At 55.1% G+C, this 24,694-nt stretch carries 24 protein-coding genes; 5 read left to right on the forward strand and 19 right to left on the reverse strand.

Annotated features, from left to right (window positions below; genetic code table 11):
• Positions 1-2 precede the first annotated feature (2 nt).
• Positions 3-716: a murein tripeptide amidase MpaA gene (gene mpaA / locus KIF87_RS01655; RefSeq protein WP_213327713.1), complete on the forward strand. Its 714-nt coding sequence runs from the start codon at positions 3-5 to the stop codon at positions 714-716.
• Here the strand turns inward: mpaA and ycjG are convergent.
• On the reverse strand, positions 707-1,672 hold the full coding sequence (gene ycjG / locus KIF87_RS01660) for an L-Ala-D/L-Glu epimerase (RefSeq protein WP_213327714.1): 966 nt from the start codon (positions 1,670-1,672) through the stop codon (positions 707-709). The genes mpaA and ycjG overlap by 10 nt on opposite strands.
• A 107-nt stretch (positions 1,673-1,779) precedes the next feature.
• Between ycjG and tpx the strand changes: the two genes are divergently transcribed.
• On the forward strand, positions 1,780-2,286 hold the full coding sequence (tpx, locus tag KIF87_RS01665) for a thiol peroxidase (protein ID WP_023335907.1): 507 nt from the start codon (positions 1,780-1,782) through the stop codon (positions 2,284-2,286).
• 275 nt (positions 2,287-2,561) lie between these two features.
• Complete coding sequence (locus KIF87_RS01670; protein WP_213327715.1) at positions 2,562-3,770, forward strand: aldose 1-epimerase family protein; 1,209 nt, start codon at positions 2,562-2,564, stop codon at positions 3,768-3,770.
• A gap of 37 nt (positions 3,771-3,807) precedes the next feature.
• On the opposite strand, the gene tyrR is transcribed toward KIF87_RS01670, so the two are convergent.
• The 3 genes from tyrR to KIF87_RS01685 all read right to left on the reverse strand — a co-directional run bounded on the left by tyrR (position 3,808) and on the right by KIF87_RS01685 (position 7,908).
• A complete protein-coding gene (gene tyrR / locus KIF87_RS01675) occupies positions 3,808-5,349 on the reverse strand; it encodes a transcriptional regulator TyrR (protein ID WP_023312028.1) in 1,542 nt (513 codons plus the stop codon).
• 112 nt (positions 5,350-5,461) lie between these two features.
• Positions 5,462-6,514 carry a YcjF family protein gene (locus tag KIF87_RS01680; RefSeq protein ID WP_213327716.1) on the reverse strand — a complete coding sequence of 351 codons (1,053 nt, stop codon included), beginning with the start codon at positions 6,512-6,514 and terminating at the stop codon, positions 5,462-5,464.
• Positions 6,511-7,908: a YcjX family GTP-binding protein gene (locus KIF87_RS01685; RefSeq protein WP_213327717.1), complete on the reverse strand. Its 1,398-nt coding sequence runs from the start codon at positions 7,906-7,908 to the stop codon at positions 6,511-6,513. Before KIF87_RS01685 ends, KIF87_RS01680 begins: the two co-directional genes overlap by 4 nt.
• A 155-nt stretch (positions 7,909-8,063) precedes the next feature.
• Between KIF87_RS01685 and KIF87_RS01690 the strand changes: the two genes are divergently transcribed.
• The gene (locus KIF87_RS01690; protein ID WP_213327718.1) at positions 8,064-9,074 is read left to right on the forward strand and encodes a LacI family DNA-binding transcriptional regulator; all 1,011 of its coding nucleotides are present in this window, start codon (positions 8,064-8,066) and stop codon (positions 9,072-9,074) included.
• A gap of 34 nt (positions 9,075-9,108) precedes the next feature.
• On the opposite strand, the gene KIF87_RS01695 is transcribed toward KIF87_RS01690, so the two are convergent.
• The 15 genes from KIF87_RS01695 to pspA all read right to left on the reverse strand — a co-directional run bounded on the left by KIF87_RS01695 (position 9,109) and on the right by pspA (position 23,543).
• Entirely contained in the window at positions 9,109-10,023 is a 915-nt protein-coding gene (locus tag KIF87_RS01695) for an OmpG family monomeric porin (protein WP_159514325.1), read from the reverse strand.
• Positions 10,024-10,089: 66 nt separating this feature from the next.
• Positions 10,090-11,172, reverse strand: coding sequence for an ABC transporter ATP-binding protein (locus KIF87_RS01700; protein WP_213327719.1), 1,083 nt, complete (start codon positions 11,170-11,172; stop codon positions 10,090-10,092).
• Between the two features lie 16 nt (positions 11,173-11,188).
• Positions 11,189-11,851: a beta-phosphoglucomutase gene (gene pgmB / locus KIF87_RS01705; protein WP_213327720.1), complete on the reverse strand. Its 663-nt coding sequence runs from the start codon at positions 11,849-11,851 to the stop codon at positions 11,189-11,191.
• Entirely contained in the window at positions 11,841-14,120 is a 2,280-nt protein-coding gene (locus KIF87_RS01710) for a glycoside hydrolase family 65 protein (RefSeq protein ID WP_213327721.1), read from the reverse strand. Before KIF87_RS01710 ends, pgmB begins: the two co-directional genes overlap by 11 nt.
• The gene (gene ycjS / locus KIF87_RS01715; RefSeq protein ID WP_213327722.1) at positions 14,114-15,172 is read right to left on the reverse strand and encodes a D-glucoside 3-dehydrogenase; all 1,059 of its coding nucleotides are present in this window, start codon (positions 15,170-15,172) and stop codon (positions 14,114-14,116) included. Before ycjS ends, KIF87_RS01710 begins: the two co-directional genes overlap by 7 nt.
• Positions 15,173-15,183: 11 nt before the next feature.
• On the reverse strand, positions 15,184-15,972 hold the full coding sequence (gene ycjR / locus KIF87_RS01720; protein ID WP_213327723.1) for a 3-dehydro-D-guloside 4-epimerase: 789 nt from the start codon (positions 15,970-15,972) through the stop codon (positions 15,184-15,186).
• Positions 15,973-15,989: 17 nt separating this feature from the next.
• Positions 15,990-17,042: a D-guloside 3-dehydrogenase gene (gene ycjQ, locus KIF87_RS01725; RefSeq protein ID WP_213327724.1), complete on the reverse strand. Its 1,053-nt coding sequence runs from the start codon at positions 17,040-17,042 to the stop codon at positions 15,990-15,992.
• 28 nt (positions 17,043-17,070) lie between these two features.
• Entirely contained in the window at positions 17,071-17,913 is an 843-nt protein-coding gene (locus KIF87_RS01730; protein WP_023335920.1) for a carbohydrate ABC transporter permease, read from the reverse strand.
• Positions 17,900-18,781: a carbohydrate ABC transporter permease gene (locus tag KIF87_RS01735; protein ID WP_028013373.1), complete on the reverse strand. Its 882-nt coding sequence runs from the start codon at positions 18,779-18,781 to the stop codon at positions 17,900-17,902. Before KIF87_RS01735 ends, KIF87_RS01730 begins: the two co-directional genes overlap by 14 nt.
• Before the next feature lie 22 nt (positions 18,782-18,803).
• Positions 18,804-20,096: an ABC transporter substrate-binding protein gene (locus KIF87_RS01740; protein ID WP_213327725.1), complete on the reverse strand. Its 1,293-nt coding sequence runs from the start codon at positions 20,094-20,096 to the stop codon at positions 18,804-18,806.
• A gap of 14 nt (positions 20,097-20,110) precedes the next feature.
• Positions 20,111-21,808: a sugar phosphorylase gene (locus KIF87_RS01745; protein WP_283771116.1), complete on the reverse strand. Its 1,698-nt coding sequence runs from the start codon at positions 21,806-21,808 to the stop codon at positions 20,111-20,113.
• 196 nt (positions 21,809-22,004) lie between these two features.
• On the reverse strand, positions 22,005-22,229 hold the full coding sequence (pspD, locus tag KIF87_RS01750; protein WP_023312043.1) for a phage shock protein PspD: 225 nt from the start codon (positions 22,227-22,229) through the stop codon (positions 22,005-22,007).
• Between the two features lie 12 nt (positions 22,230-22,241).
• Positions 22,242-22,601 (reverse strand): envelope stress response membrane protein PspC, encoded by a 360-nt coding sequence (gene pspC, locus KIF87_RS01755; protein WP_023617934.1) that lies wholly within the window; start codon positions 22,599-22,601, stop codon positions 22,242-22,244.
• Positions 22,601-22,825: an envelope stress response membrane protein PspB gene (pspB, locus tag KIF87_RS01760; protein WP_023312045.1), complete on the reverse strand. Its 225-nt coding sequence runs from the start codon at positions 22,823-22,825 to the stop codon at positions 22,601-22,603. The genes pspC and pspB overlap by 1 nt, the downstream gene beginning before the upstream one ends.
• A 49-nt stretch (positions 22,826-22,874) precedes the next feature.
• The gene (pspA, locus tag KIF87_RS01765) at positions 22,875-23,543 is read right to left on the reverse strand and encodes a phage shock protein PspA (RefSeq protein WP_029740507.1); all 669 of its coding nucleotides are present in this window, start codon (positions 23,541-23,543) and stop codon (positions 22,875-22,877) included.
• A gap of 166 nt (positions 23,544-23,709) precedes the next feature.
• Here pspA and pspF point away from each other — a divergent pair, with 166 nt between their 5' ends.
• Entirely contained in the window at positions 23,710-24,687 is a 978-nt protein-coding gene (gene pspF / locus KIF87_RS01770; protein ID WP_213327727.1) for a phage shock protein operon transcriptional activator, read from the forward strand.
• Positions 24,688-24,694: the final 7 nt, after the last annotated feature.

Below are 24,694 nucleotides of genomic sequence, written 5' to 3' on the forward strand. Positions count from 1 at the left end.
GTATGGCAATCACCCGACCACGAGCGGAGCGCGGGGCCTTTCCGCCGGGCGCTGAGCAATATGGCCGCTCATTTTTAGGCGCATCGCTGATCTGGTTCCCGGCGCCCGATGCCGATCGCAACAGCGGTTTGGTCATTGCCGGCACGCACGGAGATGAGAACTCGTCTATCGTCACGCTTTCATGCGCGCTGCGGACGCTGACGCCTTCACTGCGACGCCATCATGTGATTCTTACCGTGAATCCGGATGGCTGCCAGCTTGGACTACGGGCGAATGCGAGGGGGATCGACCTGAACCGTAATTTCCCGGCGGCAAACTGGCGCGCCGGAGAAACGGTTTATCGCTGGAACAGCTCCGCCGAGGAGCGGGACGTGGTGCTGCTGACGGGCGACAAGCCCGGTTCCGAGCCTGAAACGCAGGCGCTGTGCCAGCTTATCCATAAGATCCACCCCGCATGGGTTGTCTCCTTCCACGATCCGCTGGCCTGTATTGAAGATCCGCGTCACTCCGAACTGGGCGCGTGGCTGGCGCAGGCTTTCGCCCTGCCGCTCGTCACCAGCGTGGGTTATGAAACCCCCGGGTCCTTTGGAAGCTGGTGCGCCGATTTAAGCCTGCCCTGCATCACCGCTGAATTCCCGCCGATATCCTCCGACGAAGCCAGCGAAATTTACCTGAAAGCGATGATGGAGCTTCTTCGCTGGCAGCCTCAGAGATGAAGCACGCCGCTGGTAAAATTAAGCGCAGGTGAAACGTCAACCGCCAGCCACGTCGGGCCATCCAGATCGGCAAAACGGACCTGATTGACCAGCGGCAGCGCCGCGCCGATCGCCCGGGATGTGCAGAGCATGCATCCCAGCATCAGGGAAAAGCCCTGCGCCTGCGCTTCCGCCGCCAGGGCAAGCGCTTCTGTCAGCCCGCCGGTCTTGTCGAGCTTGATATTGACCATCTCATAGCTGCCCTTAAGCGCGCTCAAATTCTCGCGGGTATGGCAACTCTCGTCCGCGCAGACGGGCAGCGGATGGATAAAATTCTTCAGCGCCGCATCATCCTTCGCTGGCAGAGGCTGCTCCAGCATCGCCACGCCCAGGTCGGCCAGCAGCTGGCATCGTGCGGCAAGCCCCTCGGGATGCCACGACTCGTTGGCGTCAACAATCAGCGTGGCCGAGGGCACCGCCGAGCGAATGGCGACCATCCGCTCGCTGATCAGGCGATCGTCGAGCTTCACCTTTAACAGCGTGGCCCCGGCGTCATAGAGCGCTTTTGCGCTGGCGGCCATCTGCTCCGGCTCACCAATCACGACCGTTTGCGCCGTCACGACGGACTCCGGCAGCGCCACGCCCAGCAGGGTCGTCAGCGATTGTTGCTGCTTAGCGGCCTCAAGGCTCCAGAGCGCACAGTCGACGGCGTTACGCGCTGCCCCGGCGGGTAAACGCTGCTGTATCGCCTCGCGCGTGAGCCCTTTTTGCAGGTCAGGCACCAGGGTCATGATATGCGCCATCACCGACGATGGACTTTCTCCGTAGCGCGGGTAAGGCGTACATTCCCCGACGCCTTTCACCCCCTCTTCTTCGATTTCAACCACGACCACGCTGGCTTCACTTCGGCTGCCGCGGGAGATCACAAACGGGGTATGCAATGGCCAGGCTTCTTCATAGACCTTAACGCTTCTCATCACTGACTCCTTGCGGCCCGGAAAGGCGAAAAATTTGGTTTGCCGTGTTATCCGCTGATGGCATACACTAGCCACGACGTTAACTATATGTAAACAGGAAGATATCTATGTCACAACTCGTTCATTTCCAGGGCAACCCGGTTGCTGTTGCAGGTTCCATTCCGCAGGCTGGCAGCAAAGCGCAGGCTTTTACTCTGGTGGCTAAAGATCTGTCTGACGTCACACTGGCTCAGTTTGCGGGCAAACGCAAAGTGCTGAACATTTTCCCAAGCATTGATACCGGCGTTTGTGCCGCATCCGTGCGTAAATTCAACCAGCTGGCGACTGAAATGGACAACACCGTTGTGCTGTGCATTTCCGCTGACCTGCCGTTTGCCCAGTCCCGTTTCTGCGGTGCCGAAGGCCTGAGCAACGTGATTACCCTCTCCACCCTGCGCAGCGCAGATTTCCTCGAGAAATACGGCGTCAGCATCGCGGAAGGTCCACTGAAAGGTCTGGCAGCACGTGCTGTACTGGTTCTTGATGAAAACGACACCGTCGTCTTCAGCGAACTGGTTAACGAAATCACCACCGAGCCGGACTACACTGCCGCGCTGGACGTGCTGAAAGCATAATAAGTACTTAGCATTCTATACAACTTATTCTCAACCTCGCCGCGGCGGGGTTTTTTATTGCGTCAAAGCTGAATCGTTAAAGCGCAAATACGCGCAAGTCACATTAATCATGCAATAACTTAGACAATATGTAACATGAGCGTGATCAATAACGCATAATAATCGTTAAAATTCCCTATTTTCATCCCCAGTGAAGCACATCACATTTCCCTTTTTGTCTAAACATTAGATTTGCTTACGAAAGAAAATAATCGTTTCAGCAAAAAGGATAATATATGAAGATTAAATTCGCTTTTACGCTCCTTGCGGTACTGATTTCTGGCCATGCAGCGGCCAAGACCTGGGTGCTGACTAGCGCTGAAAGCAGCGTGGAGAAAGGAAACTGGAAGATTTCCAGCGATGAGCTGAAAGTTAAAGACCAAACGTTCAGCATTGAGCAAAAAGTCTTGCACGGCGGTAAACAGGAAGGCAGCAAAGTCATCATTATCAGCAGCAAGGATGGCCTGACCATTACCCTGAGCCCAACCCGTGGGATGAACCTTCTGCATGTAGAAGGCTTTGGCACCCGACTGGGGTGGAATTCACCCGTCAAAGAGGTCGTTAATCCGGCATATATCAATCTTGAAAGCCGCAACGGCCTTGGCTGGCTGGATGGTTTCAACGAGATGATGGTGCGCTGTGGCTATGAGTGGACCGGGCACCCGGTCACCGCGGACGGGCAAATTTACACCCTGCATGGCAGGGCCGGTAATACCCCCGTTTCGCAGGTCGAGGTTGAAATCGCGGATGCCGCCCCGCATGAGATCCGCGTTCGCGGTTTGATCAAAGAGAGCACGTTTAAAAAAGCGGATCTGCAAACCATGACCGAACTGCGCTACGTTCCCGGAACCAACCAGTTCAGCCTGCATGATGTTCTGACAAACCATGCTGATTACCCTCATGATTACCAAATCATCTATCACAGCAACTTCGGCACGCCGATCCTCGAAGAAGGCGCCCGTTTCCTTGCGCCAGCGGTGAGCGTGAGCCCATTCAATGACTACGCTAAAGCGGGCGTTAACGACTGGCAAACCTATGCCGGGCCGACAAAAGGCTTTGATGAGATGGTCTTTAACATTAAACCGATTGCGGACAATAACCACGAAACGCTCGCGGCGGTGGTCAATAAAGCCGGAGATAAAGGCGCGTCAATCCAGTTTGATACCCGCCAGCTGCCCGTGCTGACCTTATGGAAGAACACCGACACGCTGAAGCAGGGCTACGTCATGGGCATTGAGCCAGGCACCAGCTACGCCTACCCCGTTACGATTGAACGCGAGCAGAAGCGGGTTAAGCAGCTGCAGCCCGGTGCCAGCGCGCAGTTTGACCTGACCTATACCCTGCTGCACAGCCCGCAGCAGGTGAAAGACGTGGAAAGCAGGATTGCGTCGATTCAGGGAGAGACAAAAACAGAAATTGTTAACACGCCGATGGCGAAGGAATAAACGTAAAGTAAAAAGCCTCTTTGCAGAGGCTTTTTTGTTATTCGTCGCCTTTCTTATGATTCAAACCGTATTCGCGCAGCTTGTTCGCGATCGCGGTGTGCGAGACGCCAAGCCGTTTTGCCAGCTTGCGGGTGCTGGGATAGCTGCGGTACAGCTGCGTCAGCACCGAGCGCTCAAAACGGCTGGTGATATCATCCAGCGAACCTTCCATCGCCTCTTCGCCGACAGACACCGTCCCCGCGTCGTAATCGGGCAACAGAATATCCTGCGGACGCAGTTCGTAGCCTTCAAGCTGGGTCAGCGCACGATAAACGGCGTTTTTGAGCTGGCGAATGTTGCCCGGCCAGCCGTAGCGCATGAGCACCGTACCGAGATCGGCAGACAGCTTCGGACGCGGCACTCCCTGCTCGTCGGCAAAGCGGGCGACAAACAGCTCCGTTAGCGGCATGATGTCCTGCGGACAATCGCGCAGCGGTGGAATATTCAGCGTCAGGACGTTGAGGCGGTAATAGAGATCCTCGCGGAAGATCCCCTTTTGCACCAGCTCAACCAGGTTTTTCTGGGTGGCGCAAATGACGCGCACGTCAACATGCACTTCGTGATCCTCACCGACGCGGCGGAACGTTCCGTCGTTCAGGAAACGCAGCAGCTTAGCCTGCATACGCGGCGACATTTCGCCGATCTCGTCCAGCAGCACGGAGCCGCCGTTAGCCTGCTCGAAAAACCCTTTCTTGCCTTCCGGCGCGTGACCAAACAGCTCGCTCTCAACGGCATCTTCCGGAATAGAGGCGCAGTTAAGTGCCAGATAAGGCTTAGCCGCACGCGGGCTCGCCAGATGCACGGCGTGAGCCAGCAGGTCTTTCCCGGTGCCGGTATCTCCGGTAATCAGCAGCGGCGCGGTCAGGCTTGCGAGCTTGCGCGCCTGATCAACCACGTGGCGCATTTTCGGGCTGACGGCAATAATCTGGCTGAACGCGCCAACGTCCTGGCTGGAGAGGTTCTGCAGCTGACGGCCCATGCGTAGCGTCGAGCGCAGCATGATCACCGCCCCGGTCAACACGCGGGTATTCCCTTCCCCTTTCAGATAGACCGGCGTGATCTCCATCAGGAAATTCTGCCCGTTAATCACCACATGCTCGCTAAGCGTGTTCTGCGGATTGCTGTCCAGCCAGCGCTGGAAGTTAAAGCCGGGGATCAGCTGCGCGGCGTTATGATTGCTGAGCTTTTCCTGGCTCTGCGCGAAAAGCTGGCAGCTCGCGTGGTTAACGCGCTCAACTTTGCTTTTCAAATCCAGGGAGAGGAACGGCTCTGGCATGGCTTCCAGCAGCGCGCTCAGCGCCAGGTGCTCACGCTCAGAGGGCATCCAGGGTATGGTGCGTACATCCGTAACGCCAGCGATACGGCGGATTTCCGCCATCAGGCTGCTGAAGGTATTAAATTCAATTTCGGCAAAATTGAGGTAAATTCGCCCGACAGGATCGATCTCAATGCCACGTAAATCAATGCTACGTAAAACAAGAAGATCGAGTAATTCGCGGGTCAGACCGAGACGGTCTTCACAGAAGACTTCAAGACGCATGGGAAATTCACCGTTTTAAGCCAATAACAGTAAAATGATATGTCAGAACACGGCTATCCGGAAGATGGCTGTCAACAAATATTGACAGCCAGCACGATTAGTGAACAAAACCTCACGGAGCAGGTTTTTTATTGAGCGTCTCTTTGAGCTGGCCGATCAGTTCACGCCTGAAATCCCCCAGCCGGGGCTTATCGCCATCAATCCACGGCAGCGGACGGCAGACCTCCATTGCTTTAATCCCCAACCGCGCCGTCAATAATCCCGCGCCGATACCCTGGGCGGCACGAGCAGAAAGACGCGCCGCCAGATCCTGCGACATCCAGTCCATGCCCACTTCGCGCACCAGCTCGCTCGCCCCGGCAAACGCGATGTTGAGCAGGACCAGTTTGAACAGCCTGAGTCGACTGTAATAACCCAGCTCTATACCGTAAAGGTTTGCAATACGGTTGATCAGGCGCAGGTTGCGCCAGGCGATAAAGGCCATATCGACCAGCGCCAGCGGGCTGACGGCAATCATCAGGGTGGATTCCGCCGCAGAGCGGCCGATCTCCCGTCGCGCCTGGGCATCCAGCACCGGCTGAACCATATGGGAGTAGAGCGTCACCACTTCCCGGTCATTCTGGGTTTCATGGATAGCGGCATACCAGCGCTGAAGCGCCGGATGCGACTGATCGATTCCGGCCTGGCTGGCCAGCTTTTCACAGAATGCGCGACCTTTCCCGGTGCCGTGGCTGTGGAGCAGATCCCGCGCTTCATCACGCTCGTGCGCGCGCTGGCGCAATCGCCAGAGCCGACGCCACTCGGTGGCAACCGACCCGATGCCCGCCCCCACAATCAGCGCGCCCGCGGCACATCCGCCCAGCGCGACCCAGTCCTGAGTATGCCAGGCATTCATCGTCCACTGCACGCCCTGCCCAACCACGCTTACGCCAAACAGCGCCAGACCGGCGGTGACCATCCTGCGCCACAGGCTGCGTTTTGGACGCAGAGCGGCTTCCACAACCGCCTCTGCCGGACCTTCCTCGACGCCAGGCTCCTCAGTCAGGGCCGGGGCAAAGTTATCAGCCTGCGTGCCGCTGAACGTCTGCGCGGTTTTGAACGCCTCCTGAGGGTCCTGCTCAAGCGTTCCGGTAAAGTCTATGCGCGGTTTTAACGGTTCCGTCATCGCAATTTATCTCCAATCAAAAACTCCAGCGCCGCATCCAGACGGATGTGGGGTAATGGCCGATCGACGCTCATTGCCTGCGGGCGGAAGGCTTCAAACTGGAAGCCCTGGTTCTGCCAGAAGGGCTGACCCGGCAGCCGCGCAGGCACTTCGCCCGGATACACGGTAAGCGGTTCACCGTCGCTGAGCCGGTTCCCGCGTAATGCCGGTATTTTCTCGCCGTTAAGGTCAATCAGCCCGCTTTGCGTCGCCTGCACGGACGCGAGGCCAAGGCAATCCATGCCGATCCCTTCGAAGGCGGCGTTTTGCCAGGCGTCTTGCACCAACTGCTGCAGCAGCGACACCATATTGGCATGCTGGTCGACCGTGACGTGATCGGCCTTCGTGGCCGCAAAGAGCAGCTTGTCGATCACCGGAGAGAATAAACGGCGAAACAGCGTCCGCTGCCCGTAGTGAAAACTTTGCATCAGCTGCGTCAGCGCAAGGCGCATATCGTTGAAGGCCTGCGGCCCGCTGTTGAGCGGCTGCAGACAATCCACCAGCACAATCTGACGGTCAAATCGCAAAAAGTGGTTTTTATAAAATCCCTTGACCACTTTTTCACAGTAGTAATTGTAACGCTCGCGCAGCATCCCGGCGTTAGTGTGCCTGTCGGCCTGCGCCAGCTTCGACTCGCCCACCCCATCCACATCCGGCCAGGGGAAGAACTGAAGCGCAGGGGCGCCCGCTAAATCTCCCGGCAGAACGAAACGCCCCGGCTGAATGAAGTGCAACCCTTCCTGCTTGCACTGATGCAGATACGCCGTCCAGGCTTCGGCAATGGCTGCCAGACGGTTTTCATCGGCCGGGGCAAGCGGGTCTAAGCCTTCGCACAGCTGTCGCCATTTGGCCGACCACCCGGCGCGCTGCCCCTGCAACAAGCCCGCCATCTGACGGGACCAGCTGAGGTAATCCTGCGCCAGCATCGGCAAGTCGAGCAGCCATTCGCCTGGGTAATCGACGATTTCCAGGTACAGCGTGGAGGTATCCTTGAAGTGGCGCATCAGGGATTCATTCGAGCGAAAACGCAGCGCGAGGCGAATTTCACTGACCCCTCGCGTCGGCGTCGGCCACGTGGGCGGATCGCCGTAGAGCTGCGCCAGCCCTTCGTCATAGGTAAAGCGTGGAATACCAAAATCACGCTGTGGTACGCGCTTCACGCCCAGCAGGCGCTCTTCCCGCACCGCGCTAAGCAACGGCAGACGCGCCCCGGCGTGCAGGTTCAGGAGCTGGTTTACCATCGCGGTGATAAACGCCGTCTTACCGCTGCGGCTCAGCCCCGTCACGGCCAGACGCAGATGACGGTCAACGCCGCGGTTCACCAGTGAATTGATTTCGTTTTTAAGTCGCTTCATCGCCGTCCTTCGTTGCCTGGAAGCCTTGAATACATGGCTTCAGAATACAATAAATGGGGGCAGATCGTTGATTATCAATTCTTATTTATTGCTATTGCCGTTTTCTCTCCAGTAAGATGAACGACATTGCTGTCAGTCCGGAGTGAGTAAGGTGTATGTCACCCACCATCTATGATATCGCACGGGTTGCGGGCGTATCGAAATCAACCGTTTCCCGCGTTCTGAATAAACAAACGAATATTTCTCCCGAAGCGCGTGAAAAAGTGCTGAAGGCGATTGACGAATTAAATTATCAGCCCAACAAACTGGCCCGCGCCCTGACCTCTTCAGGCTTCGATGCCATTATGGTTATTTCTACCCGTTCAACCAAAACCACCGCCGGTAATCCTTTTTTCTCCGATGTCCTTCATGCCATTACGGCAAAAGCGGAAGAAGAAGGTTTTGACGTTATTTTACAGACCTCAAAAAGCAGCGAAGACGATCTGCTGAAATGTGTGAGTAAAATAAAACAGAAGATGATCAAAGGGATCATTATGCTGAGCTCACCGGCAAATGAATCCTTTTTCACCACGCTGGATGCGTATGGCGTACCGGTAGTGGTTATCGGCAAAGTTGAAGGTGAGTATCAGAATATTTATTCCGTCGACACGGATAATTTCCATGACAGCGCCACGCTGACCGAAACCTTTATAAAAAACGGTCGCCGAAAAATTGCCTGCCTGCATGCGCCGCTTGATTATCATGTTTCTATCGATCGTCTGGCGGGTTATAAAGCCAGTCTGGAAAAGCACCATATCGCCATTAACCCGGACTGGATCAGGGATGGCGGTTATACCCATGAGAGCGCGCTTGCGGCGGCTCTGGAACTGTTGTCGTCACCCACGCCGCCTGATGCGGTATTTGCTACCGACAGCATGAAGTTGCTCAGCCTCTATCGCGCGGCGGATGAGTTAAATCTGATGATCCCGGAGCAGGTGGTGATAGCCGGATACAGTGACCCGATGCTGTCTCTCATTTTAACGCCTGCACCTGGCGGCTTTGATATCCCCACCCGTAAGCTGGGGGAAGAGAGCTGCGATCTTCTTTTCAGGCGTATTGCCGGTCAGCCCGCCCCGCAAAAAGTGCTGGTTGATACCCACTTTTTGTTGGCTGCATCCCTTCGCTAAAACCAGGGGCGTAGTGCCCCTGGCGTGCCCCCGGTCAGAACGCGTAGTTTACGCCAACCCCCGCATAGTGGAAGCGGTCGCTGTCGCCTTCATCGTGGTTTTCCCACTCATAGGCGTATTCCAGCGTCATGGATAGACCATTGTTGAAATCGTAAGCGTAGAGGAGACCGAGTCGGTTGAAATCGTGTCCTTCACGCTCAGGATCGTCCTGCCAGTCCCAGTTCGACCAGCGATCAAGCCCCAGGCGGGTATAAGGCGTCAGGGTGGTCTGGCCTAACGAAATGGGCAGATAGGCACGAATTTCCTGGGTCGAAAACTCGCCGTTATTACGGGAACTGTCCATATTGAAACCGCGCTCTAAATAGTAATTCACTTTAGCCGCAAAGGTTTCGTTAATGGTCCAGGTAAAGCCCGTTTCGGTTTCAACGCGGCTGTCAGCATAGCCGGTTTTTTCCAGATCGTTAGCAAACTGATACATGGCAAACCAGCCGCCAAAACGCCAGTCGTCGGTTAATTTAATATCCCAGTCAGGCTGAACTTTGTAGCGCTGCATATTCGCGCTGCCGTCTTTGGCACCGTGTTCATCTTTAAAGTGATAGCCATAATTTCGGAAACCGCCGGTCAGACCGAAAGTAAAATCATCGGTTCCGATAAAACGATAGCGTAATTCAAATTCAGGACGGTCAAAATAGGTTCCACGGGTCATGCTGCTGTAATCAACCGGCCCCTCCTGATACATCGCCAGTGAAATAGTCCACGCATCCCAGGTTGCATTAAACCACACGGAAGGTTCATATAATCCATCTTTATCGTCGCCCTGCCCCTCGACGTTTTCGATTTCATACATTGCACCAATATTAAATTCCCACTGTTTAGCTGTTTCTGATGCTTGTGCACAGCTAACCCCTGCGCACAGAACGAGCGCAGCACTTCTTAGTAGAGTACCCATTAAATATTCCCTTTATAAGTAACAAACAAAAAAACCGGAAATTTGCATTTCCGGCGAACACCTTTCTTATCTAATAGCCGCTTCGGTTTCAGCGTCGAAGAAATGGCACTTATTCATATCGAACTGGATGTCGATATTATCCCCAGCGGCATAATCATTCGCGGCGCCAGCGCGAACAACCAGCTCATGGCCGCCAACGGTGGCGTAGAGCATGAACTCCGCGCCGGTCAGTTCGGCTACGCTGACTTTCGCCGCGATGTTTTCACCTCGGCTCTGCATAGTGAGAATATCTTCCGGGCGGATCCCAAAGACCACGGCTTTGCGCTGATACCCTGCGGCATTCAGTGAAGCGAGCGTGTCTTCCGGGATCTCAAGCCGCAGCGTTTCCGTGACGAAATAGCGGTCGTCGATAGCGCCGCGAATGAAGTTCATGGCTGGCGATCCAATAAACCCTGCGACAAACATGTTTGCCGGTTCGTTGTACACCTGCTTCGGTGCACCAACCTGCTGAATAATGCCGTCTTTTAAGATTACGATGCGGGTCGCCATCGTCATGGCTTCCGTCTGATCGTGGGTCACGTAAATCATGGTGGTGTTGAGCTTCTGGTGCAGCTTGCTGATTTCAGCCCGCATCTGCACGCGAAGCTTGGCATCGAGGTTGGAGAGCGGTTCATCCATCAGGAACACGCCCGCCTCGCGCACGATCGCCCTGCCTAACGCTACGCGCTGACGCTGGCCGCCGGACAGCGCGCCCGGCTTACGCTTGAGGTACTCGCGTAATCCGAGGATCTGAGCCGCCCAGTTAACGCGTTCTTCGATAACCGCAGGCGCAATTTTTTGCATCTTCAGGCCAAACGCCATGTTGTCGTAGACCGTCATATGCGGATAAAGCGCATAGTTCTGGAACACCATCGCAATATCGCGAGACTTGGCGGGAACGTCATTCATGCACACCCCGTCAATGACCAGTTCCCCCGCGCTGATCTCCTCCAGACCGGCAATCATACGCAGCGTCGTGGATTTACCGCAGCCCGAAGGCCCGACGAAGACGATGAACTCCTTGTCTTCGATTTCGAGATTGAAATCCTTAACCACGTGGACCTGGTTATCATAGATTTTCTGAATGTATTTCAGAGACAGTTGAGCCATTGTTAATTCCTTATCATTACGTCCGGGATGCCCAAAACTCGGTCAGGCATTTCCAGGTCAGTTCCCGCGTTGAATGAAGTTGTAATCCCGCATGGTTCAGGCCAGATCCAATCCCAACCGACAGCATTCCCGCCGCGTTGATCGCCTCAACGCCTGCAGGTGCATCTTCGATACCCATGGCCTCTTCAGGACGCACATTCAGGCCAGCACAGGCGGCGAGGAAGATCTCCGGGTCCGGCTTCGAACAGACAATGAGGGAAGCATCAGCGCAAAAATCAAACGCGTGCTGAATGCCCAGGGCACGCAATATGCCTGGGGCATTCAGTGAAACGGAGGCGAGTCCAATTTTGACGTTCGCCGCACGGATATCCGCCAGCACGTCGCGAATACCGGGAAGCAGAGAATCTTCCGTCAGTGACGCCAGAGACTGGACATAGAGCGCGTTTTTCTTCGTCGCCAGCGCGAGGCACTGCTCATCGCTAAACGTCCCCTCTTTCCCGCCATGCTTCAGGATGCGCTGAAGGGAATCCATGCGGCTTATCCCCTTCAGCTGTTCGTTAAAGACTTCATCGAAGGTAATGCCGATCTCCTCCGCTACTGCACGCCAGGCCAAAAAGTGGAGGTGTGCGGTATCGGTGAGCACACCGTCCAGATCGAATACAACAGCCTTAAGCGTCATGGCGCACCTCCGTGGTAGCGGTCCCATTTACAGATGCAAGAAAGTCCTTATAGGCGCAAACTTTATGCCCCGACACGTGAAGCGTTTTGCCCCACAGCGTCAGCGTGGCCGGTGCCGAAGCTTCAATGGTTAAAACCTCGTTTTCATACGTAAAGTGCAGCGTTGCGTTCCGCCAGCGCAGGGGGAAAGCAAGCCTTCGCCAGTGGGCCGGCAACCGGGGCGCAAGGTGCAGTTCTCCTTCCACTATCTGCATACCGGCAAAGCCCTGAATGACGCCGGACCAGATAGCGCCGGTCGCAGCAGCGTGAATCCCGTCATCGCAGCTGTGCGGGTCGTCCCCAAGGTCAATGGCGACGCCATCACGCCAGAAGGCGTAGGCACCTTCGGTCTCACCGCAGCGGGCGGTCACAATGCCGTGAATGGCCTTGCTCAGCGACGAATCATGGATCGTGCGGGGCTCGTAGAACGCCAGATTGGCGGCACACTGCTGCGGGGTAAACCGCTCCGGCAGTAGATAATTAAGCATCACCACATCGGCCTGCTTAAGGATTTGCATCTCGTTAACTTCCGCGCGGGAATAATCGAGCAGAATGGTCTGCTTACCCGCTTTGGCTTTGTAGCGGCTCAGATCGATGGCAGGTTTTGCCATGAAGGTATCATCCTGGGGGATCACACCGTCTGCATCGGCCTCCGGTAGCCATAAGCGCGTCAGGAACCGTGTGGCATTCTGCGTAAAACCGTCATCCTCGCGCCCAAACATCGCCATAAACCGGCGAGCGCAGGCGACGTTGTGCCAGGCAAGATAGTTGGTATACGCGTTGTTGTTCACATGCTCGGTGTATTCGTCCGGTCCGATGACGTCATGGATTTCGAGACGACCATTGATTTCCGTAGCGCGGCCCATCCAGAATGCAGCGGTTTCCATCAGCAGCGTCAGGCCTTCACTTCGCATAAAGGCATCATCGTGTGTCGCCTGCCAGTAAGCGACGACGGCCCAGGCAATGTCCGCCACGATGTGGTGTTCCGCCAGCGCGGAGGCCACCTTCTGGCGCGTGCCGGTTCGGATGTTGATAGCCGCGAACTCCGGCGTCTCTTCCAGGCCGCTGGCGGCGCTTTCCCATGGGAACAACGCGCCGGGCCAGCCGTTGCGACGGGCTTTTTCCCGTGCGCCTGAGAGATTAAGCCAGCGATAGCGAAGCAGGCTGCGAGCTATCTTCGGGCGGGTGAACAGATGGAAAGGCAGCAGGAAAATTTCGGTATCCCAGAAGACGTGGCCTTTATACCCCTCGCCCGTCAGCCCTTTGGCGGCGATACTGCTTCGCTCATCATGGGCAGGCGTCATGGTCGTCAAGTGCCAGACGGCGTAATCCAGCGCCATCTGATCCTGATACTCCGTAGAGTCCACTTCCACCCGAGCGTCACGCCATACCTCTTCCCAGGCATACGATGAGCTCTCAAGCAACGCGTCGTAGCCTCTTGCCGCACAGACCTTAAGATCGGCCAGCGCGTTGCGGGCGAAAGAGGCCTGCGACAGCGCTTTATCACTGCGATGCGTCAGCCAGACGATTTTCTCGAGCGTGACAGTGTCACCCATCGCAATCGTCAGCGAATGATGAACGCTGAGACAACGATTTTTGGCGGTGAAACAGCTATCGCTCTTCGCTGAGAGCTGACAAAACGCCGAAACAACAACTTCTGACGCACGGTCCTGCGTTTCATATACACCCTGCATGTATTGCTGGTCGAACACTCTGACCGACATTTCATCCAGATGCTGTCTGCCGCTGTTCGTTTGCGTTGCATCAATGCCGGTTTTCAGCACGGCCTGCGCGGCGGCATCAAGCGGTGTAATCGAAAGCTGCATGGCCACTAAGGGCAACTGGTCCAGCGACACAAAACGACGACTTTCCAGACGATAGCGTTTCCCGTCAGGCGAGCGCCAGACGACGCTGCGACGAAGTTCGCCATTGGCAAATGCCAGCTCGCGCTGCCACTCAAGAATTTCGCCTGACAGGAGCGTGAGATTGACGCCATCCAGCTCAACATCAATACCGGTGATATCCGGCAGATTGATCAGCTCAGTGGTTTCGTTACGACCCGCCTGATGATAGAGACCCGCAAGATACATGCCTCGGGTTTGCTGGGTGTAATCTTCTTCATGCGCAGCCCGGATCCCCATGTAGCCATTACCGCAGGCCATGATGGAGGCGTATTTATTCAGGCTGTGTGGACAAAATCCCGGGTCGGTTAATACAGACACGTTTAGCATAACGTCACGCTTTCCCCTGTTTCTGCTGATTCATACAGCGCGGCGACAAGCTGCTGGATAACCAGCCCCTGCTCCGCATCAGCGATCATCACGGGCTCTCCCAACACATGGCGTACGAAGGCATCCATACTGCGCATATGACGCTGGTCGTCAGCCTCTTCACGCTGCGTGAGGGTGACTAAATCACCGGCTTCGTCGCTGTAGATGTGCGCCGGGAACAGCGTTGCCCCCGCCTTTTCACCGCAGAATGAGACGTTCATGATCGACTGCTCGCGGATGTTGAGCGCAAACGACGTGTCCAGACGCAGAATGCCGCCGTTGCAGAACTCAATGGTGCCAAACAGGGCATCTTCCACGGTAAACTGCGTGGGATCCCACTCGCCAAACTGGCCGCTGCTTTTACGGTTTCCCAGCTTCTGGAAGCTGTGTGCAGACACCCGTTTTACCGCAGGGAAACCCAGAACATACATTGCGGCGTCCAGCATATGGATGCCGATATCAATCAGAGGCCCACCGCCCTGTAGCGTTTTATTGGTAAAGACGCCCCAGCCTGGAACCCCGCAGCGCCGTAGCGCCTGCGCCGTGGTGTAATAAATTTCCCCCAGAGCACCCTTTATCACAGCCTCACGCAGCAGTTGCGTATCAAGAGCAGAACGATGGTGAAAATCATACGCCAGCACTTTTCCCGCCTTGCGCGCGGCCAAGCGCATCCGATCGGCCTCCTGCGGCGTCATAGCAGGTGGTTTTTCACACATCACGTGGCAGCCCGCTTCGAGCGCGGCCATGACGTGCTCGAAGTGGAACCGGTTAGGCGAACAGACGCTCACCGCATCCGGCTTAACCGCCTCGAGCATCTCTCGCACATCCTGCCATGCCGAGGAAATACCATGACGTTCCGCAAACGCCCGAGCCTGTTCAGGATGGCTGTCCATGACAGCCACCATCTGAACATCACTGCGCGTGGCGTAATACGAGGCATGCACTTTATCCGCGACCTGCCCGGCGCCAATGATGGCAACGCGCAGAGGCGAAGGTGTAGAAGCACTCATCACGCTCGTCATCCTTAGCACTCACGCAGATAAGTGAGTGAGTCTCGGTATGCCTGAGCCGGATCCTCGGCGCGAACACGGCATTCATACACCACGTATCCCTGATAGTTATCGGCACGCAGCTGGTCGAACAGGCTGGCAAAATCGAGGCTGCCGCTTCCCGGCTGATAGCGGTGGTTATCTGCAATGTGCACATGGCCCAGCAGATCGCGGTGCTGATGCAGCGCGTCCGTCAGCGAGTCTTCTTCGATGTTCATATGATAGAAATCGCCGATGATCTGCACGTGCTTCAGGCCGTTCTCTTCGATATAGCGACGCGCGTCAGCCAGGGTGTTGATCATATGATCCTGGTAGCGGTTCAGCGGCTCCAGGTAGACGGTTGTTCCGGTGCGCGCCGCCACCTCATCCAGCCAGCGCAGGGAGGCGCTTACCGCTTTGCGGTCACCGTCCAGGCTGCGTGGCGAGGTCATTGGCGGCAGACGGAAGGTAAACATCCCCCACGCGGCAGGCACGATAATGCCCTTGCCGCCCACTTCAGCCAGCGCTTCCAGAATGCGTTCAATCTGCTTTAATCCGTTCAGACGACGCTCTTCGATGAAATCACCGATCCAGCCATCGTATCCACCGCAGGCTGTCGTCACCGGCAGACCGGTGGCTTTAATAGCGGCTTTTACGTCGTCGAGGTTTTCCACCAGCAGGCGGCCGTCAATTTCGTAACCATCAAAGCCCATCTCTTTGATGTACTCGAATTTTTCCATGATGTTGGTTGGGAAAAAGGCCTGGTTTTGTGTTGCGATCTTCATGATTTGCTCTCCTTAGCTTAAAAAGTGACGCCCATTTTGATACTGAGTTCCGGGTGCTGATCCACATACGTCATGTAGCTTTCCGGAGTGGTGGCGAAGGTCACGACCGGGTCGATCAGATCGTCACAATTCAGATAGCCGTTCATCAGCAGTTCCCAGCAGGTCTCTTCAATACGCTTGCGGCTCCAGCGCGGGTAGTCCGGGTTGGGTTCGCTGCAGGCGCGGGAGAAGACAATCTTCGCGTTGTTGAAATGTGCTTCGCGGCCAAGGTTAAAGCCTTCCGCGAACGGTTTTGCGAAGGCTACGTAGGAGATGGTGCCGCCGTAGGCCAGTCCGCGCAGCGCGGACTGCAGCGCATCTGCAAAGCCGCTGGTTTCGATGATCACGTCCGCGCCCTGCTTGCCGGTCAGCTTTTTGATTTCCAGACCGACATCGGTGCCGATTGGGTTCAGACAGTGGTCCGCGCCATGACGACGGGCGATCTCGCAGCGGTGTTCGATAGGGTCGACGCCGATGACGATTGACGCACCCGCTTTTTTGGCCAACTGGACAGCAATCTGCCCAATCGCGCCCAGCCCTACCACGACCACAAAATCGCCGACCCGCACGTTGGCATCACGCACGCCGCTCATGGCGAACTGCGCCGGATCGTAGCAAACGGCGTTTTTCCAGGAGGCACCCTGCGGCATTTTGCGCAGCTTGTAGTTGTTAACCGCGTTAACGATCACCGTCTCCTGCAACGGACCGTAGCAGCAGACGCTGTCGCCGATCTGGTATTCAGTGACGTCATCACCGCATTCGATGATGTCGCCAACAATCATGTTGCCCAGCTGGAACTTACCGAATTCGATCCCGCGAGCCGCCCCCTCTTCACGAGGGGTAAACATCTGCCACTCCGCGTTGAACTCTTCGTCAATAAACGGACTGGCGGCGCGGAAATCCACCACTTCGGTACCGTGTTTCGGCGCGCCAAAGCGGGCGCGAATTTTCACTTCATGTGCTTCCACAGCACGATCTTCATATTCCACCAGCGCCGCCACGCGTGGCGCTGTCGCAACTAATTTTTTCATGACTGACTCCTTGTTAAAATTGGCCGCCTCAGCCCTTCACGCCACCGGCGGTCAAACCACTTTTAATAAAACGTTCAGACAGGGCGTACATAATGACCACCGGAAGCGCCGTCACCAGCGATGCCGCCATCATGCGACCCCAGATATAATCTGGCGTGCTAAAGAGCGTGTTCAGCCCGACCGGCAAGGTGAAATTGCTGGCGCTGGACAGGAAAATGGACGCAAACAGGTAGTCGTTCCACGCCACCATGAAGCAGTAGACAAACACCGATACGAGCCCGGAAATCGCCAGCGGTACGGTGATGCGGAAGATGATTTGCAGGCGGTTCAGGCCGTCCATCATCGCGGCTTCTTCGATTTCGTCCGGGATGGTGTCGAAATAGCTGCGCAGCATGAACACCGCTGTCGGTAACGTTTGGGTCACCATGGTAATAATCAGCGCCAGCTCGGTGTCGTAGATCCCAAGGGCCGTGATGATTTTGAACAGCGGCACCACCAGCAATATCCCGGAGAACATGTAGACGGTGTAAAAACTCGCATTGATCGTCGTGCGGCCCTTAAAACGCAGTTTGGATAAAGCGTAAGCCCCCAGCGTGCCGAGAAACACGGCAATCACCGAGGAGGTCAGCGACACCACCATGCTGTTTTTGAAATAGTCCACAAACGGGAAAATCAGCGGATTAAAGATGTCGACATAATGCTGAAGCGTCCACGCCTGCGGCAATATTGTCGGGTTAAGCGATATGGCCTCTTTCGCGCTCTTAAACGACGTCATTAGCATCACGAAGAACGGGAACAGCGTGATGACCAGAAATACCGCCAGCCCCAAATAAAAACCAATGCGGCTCAGTACGCGTTTATTTGTTGCCATTGAGGTTTACCCTTTTTCTGGTCAGCAGAATCACCGCGAAGATGATCACGAACAGCACGACGGAAATCGCCGCAGCTTTACCCAAATCATTGAAAGCGAATGCCGTTTTGTAGAGGTAGACGCCCAAAATATCGACCTTGGTAGTCAACAGGTAGACATCCGCAAACATGTAGAACATCCAGATAGTGCGGAGCGTCACCACCGTTGCCAGCACCGGCATAATCGCGGGCAGCGTAACGATTCGAAAACGCTGCCAGGCATTCGCGCCGTCCATTTCCGCCGCTTCATACAGCGACTTATCAATGGTCTGCAAAATCGCCAGGAACGAAATGAACGCGTACGGGAAGTAACGCCAGATGGCGAACAGCACCACCAGTACAAAGCTGCTGCCAGGATTGTCGAACCACAGGGGCGCCTGGTCATACAGATGCAGCAGGTCAACGCCGAGGTAGTTCACAATGCCGTAGCCGTTGTTGAACATGTATTTCCAGGCAAACACCAGCGAAATGGACGGCGTTACGTAGGATAAAATCACCAGCGAACGCGCCGTTTTCCGCAGACGAAACTCCCGGTTAAAGAAGATGGCGACGGCAAGCCCCAGCCCGGTACTGCCGAGCACGACCAGCGCGGTGTACCAGAACGTCATCCACAGGGAGTGCCAGAAAGCAGCATCACCGAGAATGCGGATGTAGTTATCGAGCCCGACGAACACCGCATCAATACGCGGGTTAAGCGGCAGACGTAAGAAACTGATTTCAATATTGGAAATCATTGGCCAGGCCACCAGGCCCCCCAGCAAAATCAGGCTGGGGGCCAACAGCAGCATGGCGAAAGGCATATCTGAACGACCAGAAAACAACGTCTTCATAATTTCCTTCCGCAGAGCGCTCCTATCGTTGTGAAATCAGATCAGTCAGTCGCTTCTGGCTGTCACTAAGCGTGTTGCTGAGATCGTGTTTCCCTACCGTGACGTTGTGCACCATGGAACTGATGATGCCGGACCCGGTTACATCGCCCATGCGTGTGAAGTTTTTGTCGCCCACGGCGCCAAAGACCTGCACATTTGGGAACTGCGCAATCAGTTCGTAAGGCAGCTGCCCAAACGCTTTAATCACATCGTTGTTTTTCCAGGTATCGGTGCCCACCACCAGCTTGTTCACCGGCAGTGCCGCGCCAGGCGACATCATGACCCAGTCGGTTGCGTTTTGAGCCTGCTCCATCCAGGTGACAAACTTTTCAGCCGCCTGAGTTTCTTCTTCGGTTTGACCGGTGGTAATCGTCAGCGACGTGACCATGCCGTAAACAGCAGAAGAGGTTTCTGTTGGGACGACGAAGCCCAGGTTGGCAGGGTTTCCGTCATGGAATACCGCCGGCAGGATGTAGGTGGAGTAAACCGCCATCGGCGCAGACCCGTTCATGAAGGCATCTTTGATCTCCATGACGTCGTTTGAACCCGGCATGGTGGTCGCGGCCAGGGATTTATAAAACGCCAGGGCCTTTGCCATTTCAGGGGTTTCGATGTCGACGTTCCCTTTGGCATCAAAAACGTTCGCGCCGCCGGAAAGCGCAAACTGGGAGAATGCCTGCTCTGTCATCACGCTTTCCGCGGTGGGCAGCGCAATGCCGTAACGTTTTTTGGCCGGGTCGTTAAGGCTCTGGCTAGCTTTCAGCAGCTGTTCCCAGTTATGGGGCTCCTGGATACCCGCCGCAGCAAGCACATCTTTGTGATACCAGACGCCGGAAAGCCAGGCACTGACTGGCACACCCGTCCAGGCAGAACCGTCCTCTGTACGAACAACACGCAAAATGCCGTCATAGAAGGTGTCTTCACCTACCGCTTTAATGGCTTCACCGATAGCCTTGCGATCCAGCAGCTGTTCTTTGTCCATGACTTTCGCGTAGTCATGGCTGACTTCAATCACCTCGGGCAGCGCGCCCGTTCTGGCGAGCGTAATGACCTTGGTGTTATAGGCATCCTCTTCTACCGGCACCTGTTTCACCGTGATGCCGGGGTTCTCTTTCTCGAACTTTTCGATCAGCTTCGTGATAACCGCCTGGCGCTCCTGTTCGACCGATGAGTGCATAAACTCGATGGTGACAGCAGACTTTTTGTCATCCTTACAGCCCGATAACAGGGCGCACGAAACCAGTGCTGATATCAGCACAATTTTGGGCATTTTCATTTTTAAGGTCCTTTTTAGTTTTCTTTAATCCACAACACCTGCCATGGATGTAGGGTCAGCGTTTTATCTGTAATATCTTTTCCGGCAATCAACTCCGTTCCGGATTGAATATCCGATTCCACCGTTTGAATGCCATCACTGAAATTAAACAGCGCCGTTATTTTCTCGCCACAACTCGCCACGCGAACGATTTTTAAAACATGTTCACCTGACGCACTAAAATAAGCCTCACTGTCAGGATGGAATGCTTTTTCCGCCCGACGCAGCGCGATTAACTGGCTTAACGAGAAATAGACCTGAGAACGCAGGCTATTTTTATCCTCAAGCACGCTATCAATTTGTCCCGCAGCGTATTTCTCACGATTTATTGCGCGGTTGTATCCCAGGCGTTCAACACCTGCATAATCATTACGCGACCCGAGAATACTCTGGATATAAACCGCGGGCACGCCGGGGAAGCTTAAGAGGACGGCATGCGCCAGAATAAACCGGGCAATCCTCTGGCTATCAAGACTGTCGCGCGTACTTAATGCATCCAGATAGGTCACATTAATTTCATAAGGACTGCGTGTCCCATCCGGGTTATTTTTCCAGTTAACCAACGCCCCTTCAGCCTGAAGTTTCTCCACCAGTGAGAGGATTTCCGACTCAGGTAAAATGCCGCGTAGCGGATTCAGACCAATCCCGTCATGCGAGGCCAGGAAGTTAAACCAGGTGGTTTTCGTGGAAGGCAGCGTCAGCGACGCCGCCCACTGGCTCAGCGTCCGTACGTTCTGACTATGCACCGTATGCAGTACCAGCGGGGGCAAAGAGAACTGATAAACCATCTGCGCTTCATTTTCACCGTCACCGAAGTAAGCAACGTTATCTTTATGCGGAACGTTAGTCTCGGTGATAATCACCGTCCCCGGAGCGACAGCCTCGGTGATGGCGCGGAAAAGCTGGATGAGCTGGTGGGTTTGCTCAAGGTGGATGCAGTTTGTTCCGGGTATTTTCCACATGAAGCCCACAGCATCCAGACGAATGTACCGCGCCCCTTCAATCAGGTAATGCAGCAGCACGTCCACCATCGCGATCAGCACCTGCGGAGAGGCGAAATTGAGGTCAACCTGGTCCTCGCTGAAGGTGGTCCACAGGTGCCGCACGCTGCCATCATGCAGCGTGAAAGGCGTAAGAAGCGGTAAGGCACGCGGACGCGTCACCGCAGATAAGTCTGTTTCAGGATCGACAGAAATAAAGAAATCGTCATATCCAGGCGTTTGCTTCAGATAATTAGCGAACCATTTGCTTTTGGCGGACATATGGTTGCAGACGAAATCAAACATTAAGCTGGCTGACTGTTTTAACTCAGCAACATCTCGCCACGTACCCGTTTCAGGTGCAACCTCATGATAATCAATAACAGAAAATCCGTCGTCCGAAGACCACGGATAAAAAGGCAAGAGATGGACATGAGAAAAAGAATGAGAAAGCCATTTGTTATAAAAACGTGTAAAAACCGGCAGCGCCTTCTCCCCTTTCGCTGAAAACTGATCGGCATAGGTAATCAGAACAACATCTTTTTCATCCCAGGCCATCTTACGTTTTTCTGTAATAACTGAAGCGGCCTTTCCAATATTTTCCAGCAGCGCATTAAGATGGGCTTCAGAAAATGTTTCCCCGTAAATAAGATTAATGAGCTCTTTAATTTTTGTCTTCATTTCATTTTCCATGGTAGCGGTCCCACGAAGTGGCAATCTACTCCCATGAAAAATATCTGTCAACGGACCAGGAAGGAGAAAAAGGTGTTTGCAAAGCAGCTCAGCGCAATATTGTGAGCTGCCGCAAAGAAAGCCAAGGGAAAAGAGAAATGCGGTTAACCGTCGCCAGTCCCTCTCCCGGAAGGGAAAGGGCTAACGCCGGCGGGAATTATTGGGATAAGTAGCGGCGAGAAAGCCGTTTTGCCACCTTTTGCAACAGCGGTTCGAGCGCCACGGCCAGCACCATTCTGACCGGCTTGCGGGCAACGGATTTTATCGCCCAACCCGCCACACCTGCCGGGCCGAACCTTAACGCGGTCAGCAGGACCAGTTTACCTGCGATTTTCAGGCCGGGTTTTACCTTCTGACCGGCCTGTTGCCAGTGTTGTTTCATCTCATCTCTCTCTTAAAGCTGACGAAAACGACTTCTCAGCGTAAAGGTATCCGACGTGACATAGCGCTCCATTTCCCGTAGCCGCTTCTCACCGGCGGCAAGTTGCTCATCAACCGCATTGAGAAGATCGCTGCTGGTAGGGGCACCTTCCGCAGCCAGTTCTCCTTCCGGCATCGGGTCAAGGACAAACGACAGGACGATGTATGCCACCAGGGTAATAAACGCCAGACCGAAGAAGATCGATAGCACCGTGACCACGCGCACCAGTTTGACCGGCACGTCAAGATAATGAGCCAGCCCGGCACAAACGCCGCGCACCATGCCCTGCTGTGGAATACGCCACAACTTTTTGTTCAGATTCAGTCCAGACATTAACGGTCCCTCCAGTTTGGATGTTCAGCATCCAGGATGGCTTCCAGCGCCTGAATGCGTTCGCGCATTTTGTTCGCCTCATCGGAGAGCTGTACCAGACGCTGTTGTTCACTCTGGGAAAGTTCGCCACGTGAAGAACGGTTGCTGTAGTGCAGCCACAGCCAAATCGGCAAAACGAACAGCACGAAAATTGTCAGGGGAATGGCCAGAAAAAGCGCGCTCATGTGTACTCCTTGTCTTACGATGCGGCACGCTCAGGTGCCGCAGGAATTATTATTGGTTGTCTTGCTTCATTTTGGCTTTCAGTGCCGCCAGCTGCTCGCTGATTTCATCATCGGCCTTCAGGTCGGCGAACTGTTGATCCAGCGACTTCTGCTTACCGATGCCGTGACTTTCGGCTTCGGCTTCCATATGGTCGATACGACGTTCAAACGATTCAAAACGCGCCATCGCTTCATCAAGCTTACCGCTGTCCAGCTGACGACGCACGTCGCGGGAAGAGCTTGCCGCCTGGTGACGCAGGGTCAGCGCCTGCTGACGCGCGCGGGTTTCGCTCAGTTTGTTTTCAAGCTCACCAATCTCTTTCTTCATACGGGTGAGCGTGTCGTCCACCAGCGTCACTTCATGCTCGAGCGTCGCGACCATATCGGCCAGCTTCTGTTTTTCGATCAGCGCCGCACGGGCCAGATCCTCTTTATCTTTGCGCAGCGCAAGTTCCGCTTTTTCCTGCCATTCGTTCAGCTGAGCGGTAGCTTGTTCAATACGACGCGTAAGCTGTTTTTTCTCCGCCAGCGCGCGGGCGGAGGTAGAACGCACTTCAACCAGCGTGTCTTCCATCTCCTGAATCATCAGGCGTACCAGCTTCTGCGGATCTTCCGCCTTCTCAAGCAGCGAGTTGATGTTGGCGTTCACGATGTCGGCAAAACGAGAAAAAATACCCATAATCTAATCCTCATAGTTCTGTTATCGGGCTATGCCCTGCTGTAGAGATAATACAAACATCATGCCAACTTTTTATCTTGTTGATTTCACTGACACTGATTGATTTTCGTGCAGTGAAGAACTATCCTTCCCTGGTGAATATCGCTAAGGAGTGGTTAATTTCATCATGCCTGGATACAAAGACAATTTACTCGGTGAAGCAAACAGTTTCCTTGAAGTGCTGGAACAGGTCTCTCGCCTGGCGCCGCTCAACAAACCGGTGCTGATCGTCGGTGAACGCGGAACGGGGAAAGAGCTGATAGCCAACCGTCTGCACTATTTATCCGGGCGCTGGGACGGCCCCTTCATTTCCCTAAACTGCGCGGCGCTGAATGAAAACCTGCTCGACACCGAGCTCTTCGGCCATGAGGCGGGCGCGTTTACCGGTGCCCAGAAGCGCCATCCCGGGCGCTTTGAGCGCGCCGACGGCGGTACGCTGTTTCTTGATGAACTGGCCACCGCGCCCATGCTGGTGCAGGAAAAACTGCTGCGCGTGATTGAGTACGGCGAGCTGGAGCGCGTCGGCGGTAGCCAGCCGCTGCAGGTTAACGTGCGCCTGGTGTGCGCCACGAACGCCAACCTGCCGGAGATGGTGGCGGAGGAGAAATTCCGTGCCGACCTGCTTGACCGCCTGGCCTTTGACGTCGTTCAGCTTCCTCCGCTGCGCGAGCGCAAAAGCGACATCATGCTGCTGGCAGACCAGTTTGCGATTCAGATGTGCCGCGAGCTCGGCCTGCCGCTGTTCCCCGGCTTCAGCGATTATGCACAGGAAACACTGCTTGCTTACCACTGGCCGGGAAATATCCGCGAACTGAAAAACGTCGTGGAGCGTTCCGTCTATCGTCACGGCAGCAGCGAGACGGAGCTGGACAACATCATTATCGATCCTTTCCAGCGCAGCGTGCCGCCGCTGTCCGCACCAACGTCTTCAGGCGATCTCCCTACTCTCCCCCTTGATTTACGCCAGTTCCAGAACGACCAGGAGAAACAGCTGCTGGAGCAAAGCCTGAAGACGGCGAAATATAACCAGAAACGGGCGGCTGAACTGCTGGGTCTGACCTACCATCAGTTAAGGGCATTGCTCAAAAAGCATCAAATGCGCTGACAATATC

The organism is Enterobacter sp. 120016 (assembly GCF_018383635.1).
Taxonomy (GTDB): Bacteria; Pseudomonadota; Gammaproteobacteria; order Enterobacterales; family Enterobacteriaceae; genus Enterobacter; species Enterobacter asburiae_D.